Genomic DNA, 15,457 nt, shown 5'->3' on the forward strand with positions numbered 1-15,457 from the left:
CTATCGGATACCTGTCAGAGCGGAACAGCTTCGGCAATCCGCACGGTGGAACCGTGGCGTCCCTTGACCACTTGGAGCTGGTTGGTGATGCGTTGCTTCATTTCGGCGACGTGGCTGACCAAGCCCACCACCCTGCCGCCGTCGCGCAATCCTTCCAGAGCGTCCATCACTTGCTCCAGCGCTTGTTCGTCCAGGCTGCCAAAGCCCTCATCGACGAACAGGGTCTCGATGTCCACGCCACCTGCCTCCTGCTGGACCACATCGGCCAGGCCGAGGGCCAGAGCCAGCGAGGCCATGAAGGATTCGCCGCCGGACAGCGTGGAGGTGTCGCGCCGCTGGCCGGTCCATTCGTCCACCACTTCCAGGCCGAGGCCGGATTTCTGGTTACGGGCCGCCCGGGCGTCGGTGTGTTGCAGCGTATAGCGGCCATCGCTCATGGCAACGAGCCTTTCCGAGGCTGCGAGGGCTACCTGTTCCAAGCGGGCCGCCAGCACATAGGCGTTCAGGCTCATCCGGTAGTTGTTGTCCCCGGCGCCCCGGACAGTGTCAGCCAGTTCGGCCAGGATACGAGCGCGGTTGCGGGGCTCCCTTCCGGCCTCGGCCAGGGTGTTGTACTCGACCCGGATCCGTTCAACGGCTTCGGCCGACTTCCCGGCAAGGGCTGCCGCCAATGCCGCAGCCCTCGCACGATCAGCCGCGTCGGCGGCGTCGAGTTTGACCTCGGCGAGTTCGGCTTCGGGCAGGGGAAGCTCGCCGGCCTGAACTTCCTTGGCCGCCAGAACCAGGTCCTCGCCGGCAAACAACTCGTCCAAGCGGGCCGCTTCAGTGTCGAAATCGGCCACGTCCTTCTCCAAGCCAACAACATCGGCCGGCGGGAGCAGTTCGCCACGCGCTTCCTCTGCCGAGTCGAACCCCGAGTCGGGCAAGGCATTCTGGAGCGATACGGCGGCGTCGGCCTGGGCCTGGGCTGCCTGCTCGAGTTCGCGATCGGCGTCGGCGGCCGATTGAAGCAGTGTGCGCTCGGCGGACAGGGCCTTCAAACGTTCACGCAGGCTCGGGAAGTCTTCCCGCAAACCGGCCAGGTCGGTCTTGAGGGTGTCGTGCTGCTCCTGCAGGAGGAGGACGGCCGATGACGCCCGCGAGGCCGCGCCGGCGTCCTCCGCGTGCTGCTCCTGAACTTCAGCCAGCTTCTTGGTGATGTCTTCCTGCTTGCCCCGAAGCTGGTCCAGGGTCCTGGATGCGTTCTTCGCAGCCGAGGTTGCGGTCCGGGCGGCGACGAGACGAGCCTCCGCCTCTTCGGCATCCACGGTGCCGCCCTGGGCCGCCAGCCCGGCAAGGACCTGGGCGGCCGTGGAGACTTGCTCAGCAAGCACCCCGAGGGCTTTCTCGCTGGCCTCGAACCGCTCCCGGGCTTCTTCCTCTTCCTGGGCCAGGGACAGGGCTGACCGTACCGCAGCGGCGGGATGCGGGTGGGACTCGCTCCCGCACACAGCGCACGGCTGCCCGCTCACCAAGGCCGCAGCCAGCTCCCCTGCCGCATTGGCCAGGCGGAGCTCACGAACGTCAAGCCATTCCTGGCGGTGATCCTGTGCTGTGGCACGGGCCTGAAGATGCTTCCCGGAAATCTCTGCCAACTCACTGGCCGCCTTGGCATGGCGGGACACAATCGCCACCAGCTCAGTAGCTGTGGTGGTTTCCCGTTCAAGCTCCGCCAGCCCATCAGCCGCCGGTTCCAGAGGTTCCATCAGGCCACTCACAGCTGACGCTTCTTCGCGCAGCCGTTCCAGTGCGGACAAGGCTTGCCCAGCTGCTGCTTCATGTTCTGATTGTTCGCGACGCTTGGCCGCAAGCCGGGCAGCGATGTCCTCCAGTCGCCGTTCGTCCGGGAGGCGGGCCTCCAGGACCGCGTACGTGGACTTGAGGCTTTCAAGGGACGCGGTGGAGTCCAAGGCGTCCAAGCCTGCGGCTTGGAGCCTTTCCCGTAGCTGCGCAACCTTCGCGACGGCGGAGCGACACTTGCGGGCGGAGGAATCAACGGCATCAAGCTGGCCGCTCAGCACAGAAGCCCGGCGGTGCCTCCCAAGCTTGTCCTTGTTCTCGAGTGCCCGCGGCGCGGCCAGTTCAAGAAGGACGCGCCTCTGCATTGCGGCTCCGAGCCGGCCATGCCGCAACGATTTTTCCTGGGCTTGCCGGAACTGTTCAGCAAGCCGCGAGGACAGTGACTCGGCGTGGCTTGCCTCGTCCTTTCTTCGCGTCCATTCAGCGCCCACCTCCGCTGCCACGCCGGCCAGCCATGCCTCAGGCTCCTGGCCGGGGGCGCCTGGGGCATCAGCGTTCCCAACGGTGGTCCCGGCAGGGTTCCTGTCGGCATTCTCGAGCGCCGGCTGGACGCGCTCTGCCGCAGCCCGGTCAAGCAAACTCTTGAGGTCCGAGGCGTTTTCCTGGACGGCGCGGGAAGCTTCCGCCGCCTGGCTTGCGATCTGGCGCTCGACGGCTTCAAAGCGTTGCGTACCGAAGAGTTTCTGCAGGAGTTCCAGGCGGTCGTTGGCTTTGGACCTCAGGAACGCCGCAAAGTCACCCTGGGGAAGCATCACCACACGGGTGAACTGCTCCCTGTCCATCCCCAAAATGTCCGCGAGTTCGGCGCCGACTTCGTCGTTCCTTGAGGACTTCTCCTCCCAGCTTCCGGCGATCCGTTCGCGAAGGAGGGTCTTGGCCTGCTGGGTGGTGAACCCTTTTTTGCCCCGGGCACTCGGGCGTTCCCAGGCGGGGGAGCGCGTCACTTCGAACCGCCGGCCGCGTGCCGAGAATTCGCACACGACGCGCGGTTCGGCTGACGGTGCCGCGTGGTCGCTGCGGAGCCGCTTTCCTTCCTGGCGTGCGCCGGGCACGGCCCCGTACAAGGCAAAGCAGATGGCATCAAGGATGCTGGTCTTGCCTGCCCCGGTGGCGCCATTGAGGAGGAACAGTCCTTGCGCTCCCAAGTGATCGAAATCGATGTGTTGGGCAGTGGCGAACGGGCCGAAAGCTTCTATTTCCAGGCGATGGATTCTCACAGTTCCGCTTCTTCCAAACGAACGGCTTCCAGCGCTTCCCGAAGCGCGGCTTCTTCGGCATCACCGGCTCCACGGTCCCGGACATGCTCCAGGAAGCCACAGCAGACTCCAAGATCGTCCTGGGCCTTGGCGAGGCGGTCGCTGTAACTCGTCGTGGTCCGGGTTCCGGCGCCCTCGGGATCGAAGGAAAGGACCAATGTGTCCGGGAAGCGGACCCGCAGTTTTTCCATGGCCTGCGTCGGCCGCTGTGGATCCGTGATGGTGATCTGGCAGTAGGCCTCTTCCGCCCAGGCATACTGCCCCGACTCCAGCAGTTCGTCCAAAGTTCCGCGCAGCACGGCCAGGGCTTTGGGGGCTTCCCACACTACTTCCTGGACGTCGATGACTCCTGAAGGGCTGATGTCCACCAGCCAAGCACCTTTGCTGTGCTTGGCTTCGGAGAATGAGTAGGCCAGGGGCGACCCCGAGTAGCGGACATTGCCGGCCAATTGCTGCCGGCCATGGAGGTGGCCCAGTGCCGTGTACGTGAATCCCTCGAAGAGGTCCAAGGGCACCGCTCCCAGTCCCCCGATGCTGAGGTCCCTCTCGCTTTCGGACGTGATGCCTCCACTGGCAAAAGTGTGCGCAAGCACCACCGGGTAGACGGATCCGGATTCGCGGCGGCGCTCAACATCGTTCGTGATGCGCTCGATTGCCCGCTGTGTCACGTCAAAGTGGTTGGCAGAGTCCACGCCCAGCCGCTCCGCCACCAGGCGGGGTTCAAGATAGGGGATTCCATAGATGGCCACCTGGCCCGCAACGTCCCCTTCCGCTCCGACGGGCAAAAGAACGGGCACATCCAGATCCTCCACGCGCGTGCGCAAGTGCACTCCCCCGCGTTCCAACAACCGGGAAGCGAAACCCAGCCTGATGGCGGAATCGTGATTGCCACTGGTGAGCACCACACTGGCCCCCGCCTGCGTAAGACGCACCAAAGCATCGTCCAGCAGCGTGACGACGTCCAGGCCCGGCAAAGCGCGATCGTAAACGTCGCCCGCGATCAGCACAACATCCACCGAGTTGGCTTCGACGAACGCCACCAGCTGGTCCACGAAGCCGCGTTGGGCATCGAGCATGCCAACGCCATGGAACGACCGGCCCAGATGCCAGTCCGATGTATGGAGTAACCGCATAATCCCAAGCTAACCGGGGTCACCGACAATAAAGCGCAGACAAGCCGCCCGGCGTCGATCCTGGCCGGTCGCTAGCCTTTCTTCCCGTCAAAAAAGTCGCGTGCGTCGTCGTTCGCCGGCTTCGCCGGAAGCGGCTTCGGAGTCGTTTCGGCCCCGGCGTCCACAGTTTCCTCAGCGGTCTCGGTTCCAGCATCGAAGTCGTCGTTGATGGCATCTGATCCAGCGTGGTCTTCAGCAGCCGTGCCCGCGGGGAGGGACAATCCCTGGAAGCCGCGGAACGCGAGTCCGGCAAGTGCTGCGCCCATCAGCGGAGCCACCCAGAAAAGCCACAGTCCTTCAACGGCCCAGGAGGGGCTGAAGACGGCTTGCGCTGTTGCGCGTGCGGGGTTGAAAGGGAGGTTGCCAAGAGCCTGGCCGAACTGCAGCAGCACGGCCGTCGCCAGCCCCACCGCGAACGGTGCCAGGGAAGGAAGGGCACGGCGGCCCGCCGTCGCTCCGAGGAACACGGCAACAAGCAAAGCAGAACCGACAACCTCCACCAGCAGCACGCCCGCCAGCTGGGTTTGGGCTGGAGCGTGCGTATCAAAGCCGGCTGCCGTGGTACCAAAAGCGACCCGAGCATCCGTAAGAAGGGGCACGGTAGTCACCACAACGTAGACGAGGGCCGCCCCGAGCACGCTTCCGATGAGTTGGGCTGCGATGTACGCCACGGCGGCGATCGCCCGGATGCGTCCGGCGATCAGGTTGCCCAAGGTGATCGCCGGGTTGAAGTGCCCGCCCGAAACGTAACCGAACGCCACCATGCACGCGGTCACAGTCAGCCCCGCGGTCAGGGCTGCAGGCAAAGGCGCCCCTGCAGGGTTCGAGAGAATGGATACACCCACTGCAACGAGCACAATGAACAACGATCCCAGGGCTTCAGCCGACAGCCTGGCCAGGAGTCCCGGTTGGGGATCGGTAGCGGCCTGCACAGAAGAGGTCATGTGGAACGGGTCCTTACGGTCGGTGTGAAAGCTGGTGTGGGGGTGCCTAAGCACAACGGGGAACACTTCGGGCGCCCATGAACGGGCACACACTTGAACGAACCCGGCCCGGAACGCGCCGGAGCCCTTCAGTATCTTGCCACCCGAATCTGGACAGTTGCTGGGTTAACACTGGGGACGGTTGAAGCTGCCCCTTGAGCTTATCCGCCCAAGGAAATGGCCGCGATCGCGGCGGCGCCGAGGCCCATCACGGCCAGGGTGCTGGCCAGGATCAGCCGCGAGTGGGCTGCCTGGAAACCGGCGTGCAGTTGCCGCGAGCGCACCCACACCACGGAAGCAAGGACAACAGTGGCTGCGGCGGCGGCCAAGGCGCAGATCCCTTGATAATCCAGTCCGGGCAGGCCGGCGATCACGGTGCCGGCGGAAGGCTCGGATGTCAGCCAACTCCGCCAGATGAACAGGTCAACCACCACCAGGGAGATCAGCGTCCTGCGCCAGGCAAGGGTGGTCCGTTCGGGCTGCAGGCCGGGATCCCGCGTACTTTCCGGAACGGAGCCGGTCACGGGGCTTCCCTGCTCACCGTGCCACCAGGATCAGCACGGCGAAGGCGAACGCCGCCACAGCCACCACGATGGTCATGAACAACATCACCCGCGAGAAAGGCAAGGCCTGGTCGTGCCGCATCGCGGCTTCCATCTGGCCCCACCGGCGGTAGGACAGTGCCGCCAGGCCGGCCCCGACCAAGGCGAGCAACACGCACAAAACCAGGCGGACCGGCGTCGGCGCGATATTCGGTGCCAGTTGATCGACGGCGACAGCACCGGCGAGCAAGGCCAGCGACGTGCGGATCCAGGCCAGGAAAGTGCGTTCATTCGCCATCGAAAACCTGTAGTCAGGTGTCTTACCTGTTCGTCGCCAAGCAGGTTCACGCACGTTATCTCTCCAAGTTTTCGCAATGCCGGACAGCTTCCCCACCATATCAGCGGGGCCTCGCCGGCACGGTAAGTTACTGGCATGAGTGTTGAAGCTGTTTCCCCCGCCGTACCTTCCTTCAGTTCCCGTGTCTACGGCTCCCTTTTGGGCGGAGCCTTGGGCGATTCCCTGGGATACGCCATCGAGTTTGACTCCATTGCGGCGATTCGGGCACGTTACGGATCCGCGGGCCTGACCTCTTTTGGACAGCTCGACGGCGGCAGCCACTTTTCGGACGACACCCAGATGACGCTGTACACGGTGGATGGTCTGGTGGAAGCGCTCGAATGGGCAAACGACGGAGTGGCAGCTGACGAGATCGCCTGCCTGTGGCTTGCCTACTTGCGCTGGCTTGCGACCCAGGATGTGGCTGCTTCCTCCTCCGCGCCCGTCCCGCAGCCCCGATGGATCGACACACAGGCCGTACTCAGGCACCGACGCGCCCCCGGCAACGCCTGCCTCAGCGGGCTGGCCTCGGGAGAGATGGGAACCGTGGCAAGGCCGGTAAACCCGGAGTCCAAAGGATGCGGCACAGTGATGCGTGCGGCGCCGTTCGGCCTGGTCCCCCACATTTCCAGGGAAGCCGTCTACAAACTCAGTTCCGACGCGGCCTCGTTGACCCACGGGCACCCTTCAGCACGGCTAAGCGCGGCCGCCTTCAGCCTGCTGATCCACAACCTTGTTGCCGGCAGCGATCTCCGGAACGCAGCCACCGAAGCCCTCGCCTACGTGGACAACGTCCCCACCAAGGCACCGGAGCTCTCCGAACGTCTGGAATCCGCGTTGCAGCTCTCCGCCCAGCAGACGGTACTGGGTCCGGAAGAGCTGACCGCAGCGCTCGGTGAGGGGTGGGTCGCTGAGGAGGCACTTGCCGTCGGGCTTTACGCCGTTTTGTCCACCAGCGGCCAGGACCCCGCCGAACACTTCCGTAAGGCGGTGGCCGTTGCGGTCAACCATAGCGGCGACAGCGACTCCACAGGCTCCATCGCGGGAAACATCCTGGGCGCGTTTTACGGTGAAGAATGCCTGCCCGCAGACTGGCTGGAAGCTTTGGAAGCGCCCGAGGTCATCCGCGGCATGGCGGACAGGCTGCTTGCCGTGACCACCGGCTGAGGGACTCTACGATCTGCGGTCCGCGATGTCGCCGCACGCTTCGCACACATCGGCAGGGATGAAGCCCCGGCGCCGCAGGAAGCCAAAGATGGCACAACCAAGGCAGAAGCCGATCAATGATTCCAGTGAGGCTGCCACGATCAGCAACGCCAGCAATATCCATGCCGCCGGCTGGACGCCCATGAAGAACAGCACGACGGCGGCACTCGCCAGGGCGGCCCCGATGCCTTGGGCGAAACGCTTGGGAGGACCGGGCACAAGCTTGGCACGGCCGATCGCGGGCGCCAGGACCTTGACGGACAGCAGGGCCAAGGGCGAAATCCGGGGACCAAACAGCACACGCAGCCAGAACCCGGCAGCCAGTGCAACCAGCCCCCAACCCCAGCCGGTCAGCAGCGTGGCAACGGCAAGGATCACCACAAGCCCCGCTGTTATCCGGGCGGCGTACTCGTTGACCGGGTTGGGAAAAGCGAAGACTCTCCGCCAATCAACCCCGCGTTCGGGGGCTTTGGCAGTTTGTCGCGCCGGGGCCCGGGAAAGGCTTGGCTTGCTCATTGACCAAGGCTAGGAGTGCCGCTCCCCGGACGGGAAGCATTGTTGCCTACTATGACCCACGGGGCCCTTATGCGCCGCCGACCATTTGCAGGAACTCGCCCTCTGAGACGACCTCGATTTGCTGGCCTTTGGCGTGCAGTTCCAGGACCCGCTTGGCTTTGCCCGTGAGCCGTCCGGCCCGAAGGTCTCCGGCCACAAAACCATCGCCGACAATGAGAACCGTGGTCCGTGCGGTAACGCGGCTTTCGGGCCGTGCCCCCATCTCCGCGGCCCGCGACTTCGCTTCCGGCCGGGTAATGGCGAGGTCGCCGGTGAAGACCACGGTTTGCCCGAACAGGGGGTGGCCGGGCTCTGCTGCGGGGTTGGGCAGAGGATTGGGTCCTTCCTCCGGCCAGGCAGACCAACCGCCGGCGATGCCCGGAGCGGTTTCCAGTGTCCGCTCGAAGGAACTGCCGGTCCTGGCGGCCAACGCCGACATCGTTGCCTTTGACAAGCCGAATGCGGGGTCGAAAGCGGGCTGGCTGGGCAAGTTGAGTCCCAGGGAAAGGTAGAGCTCGGCGATGCTGTTGGCATCGTTGCGCCGGGCTATGTCCACCAGGATCCCGGCGCAGGCGCGGGCATCCTCCGCGGCGTCGTGGTGGTTCACAAGTGGCACGCCGGCTTCTTCGGCCGCGTACGGCAAGGAATTCGAAACGAGTGAATAACACCGGCGTGACAGCATCACGGTGCACACGTAGTCGTAAGCCGGCCCGGCGAGGCCGGAGACTTCCAATCCTGACCTGATGACTCCAAGGTCGAAGGCGGCGTTGTGTGCTGCCAGGATATCGCCGCCAATGAACGCGCCGATTTCGGGGAACAGCTCCCCGAACCTGGGCATGCCCGCGACATCTTGAGCGCGGATGCCGTGGATGCGGGTGTTGTGGAACTCGAAGTGGTCGTGGTTCTCCGGCGGACGCATCAGCCAGGAGGCTTCCTCAACCACAACGCCATTGCGGACCTTGCTGAGACCCACTGAACAGGGCGACCCCCTGAAGCCGTTGGCTGTTTCAAAGTCGATCGCCGTAAAGTCCAATGCCACTGGACAAGATTACAGCCGGAAAAGGCCGCCCCTGCCGATTTCAGCGGCGGGGCGGCCCTTGCTGCCAATAATGTGGGGAACGCTACATCGTGCTGCTTAGGGCGTGGCCCGGCGAAGAGTGGCATATGAGCATGCGGCAAGCACCACACAGAGCAGAGCTGCCCAGCCGCTGATGCTCAGCGGGCTCTGCTGGGCGAACCAGGCACCAACCGATCCCCACCATTCGAGCAGGGTGGTGAGGGCGGCCAGGCCAATGAGGGCCACTGCCGTCCCCAGCGTGGATACCAGCGTTCCGGTTGTTCCCCAGCGTTTGAAGATGGTGGCGAACCAGAATCCGATGATGAACATGAACATCATCACCACGAAGAAGAACGCTGCCGTGGAGTACCAAGGTCCGTCCGTGACCCACGGGATCTTGAAGTAGTAGCCGTAGACACCCCATCCGTTGGTTGCGCCCTCAATGGCACCGCCCAAGAGGTAGAGGGCTGTCATGCCAAGCGCAATGAGCGAGAAGAGCCCCAAGGTGCCCAGGTAAAACGCCCGGCGACTGATGCTCAGCCCTTGGGAGAACGGGAACACCAGGGTCATGCTTTGGATCCCGAGAACCAGGAAGTACCACATGGGTGCCTGGCTTCCCCCGCCGTATTTGCCTTCGTTGACGGGGATGAGTGCAAAGATGGCCAGCGACATCAGGAAGGATGCCGCCAGAATGGTCAATGGCCATCCGATGTAGGTCCACTTGTTGATCAGTTGCATCCGTGCAACTGCCAAAGTCCTGCTCATCGCCTTGCCTCCATCACGTCATCGGTGAAATTCTCAGCGCCGGATGCCGCGGTGCCTGCTCCGGCCATGGTCTTGCGCACCACCAGCTGCTGCAGGGACACGGGCGAGAGCTCAAGGCCCAGCTCCAGGGCTTCGGCGCGTTCACGGCTGTTGAGTGCCTCGTCCACGGTCACCGAGGCCAGGGAACCCAGGGTTTCCCGGTGCAGGACCTTCCGGCCCATCAGGAAGGCATCCACTGTGTCGGCGGAACCGGAAACCGTCACGGCGGAACCGCGGATGTCTTCGGCATCTGCGTCCATGATGATCCGGCCCCGATCGATCACCACCACGTGCTCAAGGAGGTTTGCTACCTCATCAATCAGGTGCGAGGACAGGATGATGGTTCGCGGGTGATCCGCGTAGTCCTCCACCAGCCGGTCGTAGAACAATTGCCGGGCGACGGCGTCGAGTCCCAAGTATGGTTCATCGAAGAAGGTCAGTTCCGCCCGGGAGGCGAGGCCGATAATGACGCCGACGGCGGACAACTGGCCTCGTGAGAGTTTCTTGATCCGACGCTTGAGGGGAAGCTGGAAGTCTTCGGCCAGCCGGTCGGCGAACTGCTGGTCCCAGTCCTTGTAGAACAGCGCGGCAGACCGGAAAGCGTGCTGCGGCTGGAAGTCATCCGGGTACTTCTGGGATTCACGAATGAAGCAGATCCGGGACAGCACTGAGTCGTTCTCGTAGGCGCTGGCACCGAAGACCAGGGCTTCGCCTGAGCTCGCGAACGCTTGTGCTGTGAGGATGGACATGAGCGTGGTCTTGCCGGCACCGTTGCGTCCGAGCAAGCCGTAGATACGGTTGGTCGAGAGGTTCAGGTTGACGTTGTCCAGCGCGTTGAGGTCTTTGTAGTGCTTGAACAGGTTACGGGCCTCGACGATGGTGTCGTTCACAGGGCCGCGCTCCTTTCCTTGTCCGTTCCGGTCTCCTGGGCGAGTCCGGAGCTACGTTCGATCATGGTGTTCAGCTGCTCGGCAGAGATGCCCAGTTTCCGGGCTTCCAGCGTCAGCGGCTTGACGTATTGTTCGAAGAATTCCTCGGTGCGCCGCGCTATGACCTGCGCGCGCGCCCCTGTGGCTACGAACATCCCTATCCCCCTGCGTTTGTAGAGAATTCCTGAATCCACCAGCACGTTGACGCCTTTGGCAGCCGTTGCCGGGTTGATGCGGTGGAAAGCTGCGAACTCATTGGTCGAAGGCACCTGGGACTCTTCGGGCATGGTGCCGTCCACGATTCCGTTCTCGATGAGTTCGGCGATCTGCATGAAGATGGGCTTGCTGTCATCGATCATGAGCACCACCGCCTCACTGGTTCATTACTCATGTAACTAACCATACAAGCAGCGAGGCTAACGTCAAGCGACTGGGTCGAAAAAGACGACGACGGCCGTCCAGTAGGCTTGTTGGGTGATCTTTTCTGCGATGAGCGACCTTGCCGTATCCACTTTCGGGGGTGCAGGACCGGTGCAGCCCTCCATGGCTTCGTTCCTGCCTGACTGGCTTAACCCCCAGATCTTCCTGGCCGACCCTGCCCTGGCACCCTGGGTTGTTCTCCTGGTGTGCGGCATCGTCTTTGCGGAGACGGGCCTGCTGGTGGGCTTCTTCCTGCCCGGCGACTCCATGCTGTTTACCGCAGGTCTGCTGGTTGCCACGGACACCATCAAGTTCAACATCTGGGCTCTGGCAGGCTTGATCATCGTCTCCGCGATCATCGGCAACCAGACGGGCTACCTCATCGGCTCCAAGGCCGGTCCCGCGATCTTCAACCGACCCGACTCCAAGCTCTTCAAGAAAGAGAACGTCGAAAGCGCCCACGCCTTCTTCGAAAAGCACGGTGGCAAGGCGTTGATCCTGGCACGGTTCGTCCCCATTATCCGCACCTTCGTCCCTGTCATTGTGGGCGTTGCCCAGATGGACAAGCGGAAGTTCTTCATTTTCAACGTCATCGGTGCAGTGCTCTGGGGAGGCGGCGTCACGTTCCTGGGGTACGTTCTGGGCGATCGCATTCCCTGGGTCAGCAAGAACCTGGACATCATCTTCATTGTCATCGTGCTGATCTCCGTCATCCCGGTCATCATCGAGGTAACCCGCGGATTCGTGGCAAAGCGTAAGGCCGCAGCCGAAGGGACGGACCCGGTGGAGGAATTCATCGAAGAACACGACGGCGGAAAGCACGGCGAGCACTGAGCTCACCAACCACGGCAAAAGCTTCACCGCAAAGAAGAGGCACCCCGCGCCGCGGGGTGCCTCTTGCTTTACCGCTGCAAAGTCAGCGGATGACCTTATTGCTCCGCAGGCGTCCCGGCCCCGGAAAGGGCAGAGATGATCGCAGGCAGCAGAGCCCGGAATGCTTGACCACGGTGACTGATGGCATTCTTTTCCTCAGAGCTGAGTTCGGCGCAGCTGCGGTCCATGCCGGCAGGTTGCAGCACGGGATCGTAGCCGAAGCCACCTTCGCCGCGTGGCTCCCGGAGAAGCTTCCCCTCCAGCTGGCCATACTCCACGGTCTCGTGGGCGATGCCATCAGATCCCGGGACAGCCAGGGCCGCGGCGCACACGAACGCTGCTCCACGGAACTGGTCCGGAACATCGGACAGTTGCGCCAACAGGAGGTTCAGGTTGCCGGTGTCGTCCCCGTGCCGGCCGGACCACCTGGCCGAGAAGATCCCCGGCGCGCCGCCGAGGACATCCACTGCCAGCCCGGAATCGTCGGCAATGGCAACCAGGCCGGTCGCTTCCGCCACAGCGCGGGCTTTGAGAAGCGAATTCTCGGCAAAGGTGACTCCGGTTTCTGCTACGTCCGGGGCACCCGCTGCGGCAGCGTCCACAACCTGGGTATCGACGTCGAGGCCCGGCACCTGGCCCCGCAGCAGTTCGCGGAGTTCCCTCAGCTTGCCCTTGTTGTGGGTGGCGAGGACCAGGCGGGGGCCCACGGCGCCTGAAGCGGCGCTCACGGAGCCTCTGCCAGCGTTTCGCGCTGGATGGCGGCGAGCTGGGTCGTGCCCAGCAGCGCGAGGTCAAGAAGGGCGTTGAGTTCGTCGCGGTCGAAAGGCGCACCTTCCGCCGTGCCCTGGACCTCGACGAACTTGCCCGACCCCGTCACCACGACGTTCATGTCGGTCTCCGCACGGACGTCTTCCACGTAAGGCAGGTCCAGCATGGGCACACCGTCGATGATGCCAACGGAAACCGCCGCAATGGTATCGACCAAGGGCTCGGCATTGCGCGAAATGAGCTTGTTCTCTCGGGCAAAGCGGATGGCCTCGGCGAGCGCGACGTAAGCGCCCGTGATGGCAGCGGTGCGGGTACCGCCGTCGGCCTGCAGGACGTCGCAGTCCAGGACGATCGTGTTCTCGCCCAGTGCCTTGGTGTCGATGATGGAACGCAGGGAGCGGCCGATCAGGCGCGAGATTTCGTGCGTACGGCCGCCGATCTTGCCTTTGACGGACTCACGGTCCGAGCGGGTGTTCGTGGCACGGGGAAGCATGGCGTATTCGGCCGTCACCCAACCGCGGCCCTCGCCTTTGAGCCAGCGGGGCACACCCTCGGTCAAGGAAGCGGTGCACAGAACCCGGGTGTTGCCGAACTCGATCAACGCAGAGCCCTCAGCCTGCTTGGACCAGCCGCGGGTGATGCTGATGGGTCGCAGTTGGTCGGGGGTCCGGCCATCGGCGCGGATGACGGGTGTGGCTGTAGCTTCAGAAGTCATGTTCCAAGCTTAGCGACGATGACGGCGCTGCCCGCGCCGGGGCTTTGCCGGATCGTGCCGTCGGCTCCGGAACGTGCAGTCGGCTCCGGAACGTGCTGTGGACTCTAGATCGTGTAGTGGACTCCGGCCACTGCCACGGCTACGTCCCCCGCAAATACGGGTTTGGCCTCGGACAAGACCTTGGTTTGCGAGGTCCACACGGGGATGTGGGTGAGCAGAAGCCGTTTGGCTCCTGCGTTTGTTGCGGCTTCGCCGGCGCGCTTGCCGGTGAGGTGGACGTCCTTGATGTCGTCGTCCCGCCCCTCTTCAAATGCCGCCTCGCACAGGAAGAGGTCCGATCCCTTGGCGGCATCTTCCAGTCCCTGGCATGAGTCCGTGTCGCCCGAATACGTCAGGATTTTGGTCACGGGGACGCCATCCTTGCCCGGCTCGGTGGCCGTGACACGCAAGGCGTAGGCCTCCTCCACCGGGTGGTTCACGGCGAAGGGCGTCACGGTGAAAGGACCAACAGTGACTGGCTTGAGTTCAGTCCAGTTGGTGAAATCGAATTCCTCGTGCATGCCCGGATCCAGCTCCAAACCGTAGGCCGTGGCCATCCGGTCCGCAGTGGCCGCAGGGCCCCACACGGGCAGACGGTCCCGTCCCCAGCCGCCCGGCTTCCAACGCACCGCGACGTGGAGGCCGCACAGGTCCATGCAGTGGTCCGGGTGCAGGTGGGTGAGGAAGATCGCGTCGATGTCTTCAAGGTCGGTATAACGCTGGATGGCGCCCAGGGCGCCGCTGCCAAGGTCCATGACGATCTTCCACTCGCGTTCGCCGTCGTGCGCGGTGACGAGGTAGCACGACGCCGGCGATCCGGGCCCGGGGAAGGATCCGGTGCACCCAACGATGGTCAGCTTCACAAGCCACGCCCCATGGCTGCGTCCGCGCTTTCTCCGGGGTTCACGAAATACGAGCGGCGGGACAGGCCGCCACCGGCCTTGGCTGCTTCCAGCATTTCGGGGGTGATCCGGGCGAGGCTGCCGGTTGGATACTGCGCTGCCACGTGGTCGACATGCTTCACGGACAGCACTTCAGGTCCCAGGAAACGGCGTGCCAGCGTCTCGAACTGCGCAGCGTCCCCGGTGGCGACGAACTCGTGGCTCGGCGCACTCGATCCTGTGCGCTGGATGCCGTGGGTGGCCAAGGCCCTGTAGACGTCCTTGGCGGTTTCTTCCGCGCTGGAAACGAGTGTGACGTCCTCCCCCATGACAAAAGAGATGACGCCAGTCAGCAACGGATAGTGCGTGCATCCGAGGACAACGGTGTCCACACCGGCGTGCTTGAGGGGTGCCAGGTACTCGTTGGCGGCTGCAAGGAGCTCAGGTCCGGTGGTGACGCCTGCCTCTACGAAACTCACGAAAGCCGGGCATGCCACGGACGTGATGCTGAGGTCAGGAGCAGCGGCGAAGGTGTCCTCGTAGGCTCTCGAACCCACAGTGGCAGAAGTTCCGATGACGCCGATCTTTCCGGACCGGGTTGCAGACACTGCACGGCGCACGGCGGGCTGAATGACTTCGATCACCGGAATGCCGTAGCGGGCCGTGTATCTTTCCCTCGCATCGCGAAGCACGGCCGCCGACGCCGAATTGCAGGCAATGGTCAGCAGCTTCACTCCGGAATCCACCAGTTCGTCCATGACGCCGAGGGCGTTGGCGCGGACCTCTGCAATCGGAAGCGGACCGTACGGTCCGTTCGCTGTATCGCCAACGTAGAGGATGGATTCGTTGGGCAGCTGGTCGATGATGGACCGTGCCACCGTCAATCCGCCAACGCCGGAATCAAAAATGCCGATCGGGCGCGTTCCCACGATTTCCCCTGTGCTGATGGGGGCGCTACTGCCCGTAGCGCCGCTTGGTGAACCCGATGCTGAAGTCATGATTATTCGAGAATAAGGCTTCCCGCGGAGTGCGGCCATCAGGTGTGGCCTCCGCCTCGTGTCTTATGTGTCACAAGGCGTGA

The 15,457-nt window shown here is 63.8% G+C and carries 16 protein-coding genes; 2 read left to right on the top strand and 14 right to left on the bottom strand.

Annotated features, from left to right (window positions below; all coding sequences use genetic code 11):
• Window positions 1-14 precede the first annotated feature (14 nt).
• The 5 genes from IEY62_RS00620 to IEY62_RS00640 all read right to left on the bottom strand — a co-directional run bounded on the left by IEY62_RS00620 (window position 15) and on the right by IEY62_RS00640 (window position 6,090).
• Window positions 15-3,056, bottom strand: coding sequence for an AAA family ATPase (locus tag IEY62_RS00620; RefSeq protein WP_189013042.1), 3,042 nt, complete (start codon window positions 3,054-3,056; stop codon window positions 15-17).
• Window positions 3,053-4,228: an exonuclease SbcCD subunit D gene (locus tag IEY62_RS00625; RefSeq protein WP_189013044.1), complete on the bottom strand. Its 1,176-nt coding sequence runs from the start codon at window positions 4,226-4,228 to the stop codon at window positions 3,053-3,055. The genes IEY62_RS00620 and IEY62_RS00625 overlap by 4 nt, the downstream gene beginning before the upstream one ends.
• A 71-nt stretch (window positions 4,229-4,299) precedes the next feature.
• Window positions 4,300-5,211 (bottom strand): MIP/aquaporin family protein, encoded by a 912-nt coding sequence (locus IEY62_RS00630; RefSeq protein WP_189013046.1) that lies wholly within the window; start codon window positions 5,209-5,211, stop codon window positions 4,300-4,302.
• A gap of 200 nt (window positions 5,212-5,411) precedes the next feature.
• Window positions 5,412-5,774 carry a DUF202 domain-containing protein gene (locus IEY62_RS00635; protein WP_189013048.1) on the bottom strand — a complete coding sequence of 121 codons (363 nt, stop codon included), beginning with the start codon at window positions 5,772-5,774 and terminating at the stop codon, window positions 5,412-5,414.
• Between the two features lie 13 nt (window positions 5,775-5,787).
• Window positions 5,788-6,090 carry a YidH family protein gene (locus tag IEY62_RS00640; protein ID WP_308424470.1) on the bottom strand — a complete coding sequence of 101 codons (303 nt, stop codon included), beginning with the start codon at window positions 6,088-6,090 and terminating at the stop codon, window positions 5,788-5,790.
• 135 nt (window positions 6,091-6,225) lie between these two features.
• Here IEY62_RS00640 and IEY62_RS00645 point away from each other — a divergent pair, with 135 nt between their 5' ends.
• The gene (locus IEY62_RS00645) at window positions 6,226-7,296 is read left to right on the top strand and encodes an ADP-ribosylglycohydrolase family protein (RefSeq protein WP_189013050.1); all 1,071 of its coding nucleotides are present in this window, start codon (window positions 6,226-6,228) and stop codon (window positions 7,294-7,296) included.
• Between the two features lie 6 nt (window positions 7,297-7,302).
• Here IEY62_RS00645 and IEY62_RS00650 read toward each other — a convergent pair whose 3' ends face one another.
• From IEY62_RS00650 to IEY62_RS00670, 5 genes are all read right to left on the bottom strand, one after another.
• Window positions 7,303-7,851, bottom strand: a complete 549-nt coding sequence (locus IEY62_RS00650; RefSeq protein WP_189013051.1) for a DUF4395 domain-containing protein — start codon at window positions 7,849-7,851, stop codon at window positions 7,303-7,305.
• A 67-nt stretch (window positions 7,852-7,918) separates the two neighbouring features.
• Window positions 7,919-8,929, bottom strand: coding sequence for an exonuclease domain-containing protein (locus tag IEY62_RS00655; RefSeq protein ID WP_189013052.1), 1,011 nt, complete (start codon window positions 8,927-8,929; stop codon window positions 7,919-7,921).
• A 96-nt stretch (window positions 8,930-9,025) separates the two neighbouring features.
• Window positions 9,026-9,712, bottom strand: a complete 687-nt coding sequence (locus tag IEY62_RS00660) for a hypothetical protein (protein ID WP_189013053.1) — start codon at window positions 9,710-9,712, stop codon at window positions 9,026-9,028.
• Window positions 9,709-10,641: an ABC transporter ATP-binding protein gene (locus IEY62_RS00665; RefSeq protein ID WP_189013054.1), complete on the bottom strand. Its 933-nt coding sequence runs from the start codon at window positions 10,639-10,641 to the stop codon at window positions 9,709-9,711. Before IEY62_RS00665 ends, IEY62_RS00660 begins: the two co-directional genes overlap by 4 nt.
• Window positions 10,638-11,039 (bottom strand): GntR family transcriptional regulator, encoded by a 402-nt coding sequence (locus tag IEY62_RS00670; RefSeq protein WP_229784965.1) that lies wholly within the window; start codon window positions 11,037-11,039, stop codon window positions 10,638-10,640. Before IEY62_RS00670 ends, IEY62_RS00665 begins: the two co-directional genes overlap by 4 nt.
• A gap of 130 nt (window positions 11,040-11,169) precedes the next feature.
• Between IEY62_RS00670 and IEY62_RS00675 the strand changes: the two genes are divergently transcribed.
• Complete coding sequence (locus tag IEY62_RS00675) at window positions 11,170-11,934, top strand: DedA family protein (protein WP_018776315.1); 765 nt, start codon at window positions 11,170-11,172, stop codon at window positions 11,932-11,934.
• A gap of 95 nt (window positions 11,935-12,029) precedes the next feature.
• Here the strand turns inward: IEY62_RS00675 and rdgB are convergent, their stop codons facing one another.
• From rdgB to murI, 4 genes are all read right to left on the bottom strand, one after another.
• Window positions 12,030-12,701, bottom strand: coding sequence for an RdgB/HAM1 family non-canonical purine NTP pyrophosphatase (gene rdgB / locus IEY62_RS00680; RefSeq protein ID WP_189013057.1), 672 nt, complete (start codon window positions 12,699-12,701; stop codon window positions 12,030-12,032).
• A complete protein-coding gene (rph, locus tag IEY62_RS00685; protein WP_308424471.1) occupies window positions 12,698-13,456 on the bottom strand; it encodes a ribonuclease PH in 759 nt (252 codons plus the stop codon). The genes rdgB and rph overlap by 4 nt, the downstream gene beginning before the upstream one ends.
• Before the next feature lie 104 nt (window positions 13,457-13,560).
• Window positions 13,561-14,358, bottom strand: coding sequence for an MBL fold metallo-hydrolase (locus tag IEY62_RS00690; RefSeq protein WP_039242026.1), 798 nt, complete (start codon window positions 14,356-14,358; stop codon window positions 13,561-13,563).
• Window positions 14,355-15,413: a glutamate racemase gene (gene murI, locus IEY62_RS00695; RefSeq protein WP_189013059.1), complete on the bottom strand. Its 1,059-nt coding sequence runs from the start codon at window positions 15,411-15,413 to the stop codon at window positions 14,355-14,357. The genes IEY62_RS00690 and murI overlap by 4 nt, the downstream gene beginning before the upstream one ends.
• Window positions 15,414-15,457 lie beyond the last annotated feature (44 nt).

This window comes from Paenarthrobacter histidinolovorans, assembly GCF_014647595.1.
Taxonomy (GTDB): Bacteria; Actinomycetota; Actinomycetes; order Actinomycetales; family Micrococcaceae; genus Arthrobacter; species Arthrobacter histidinolovorans.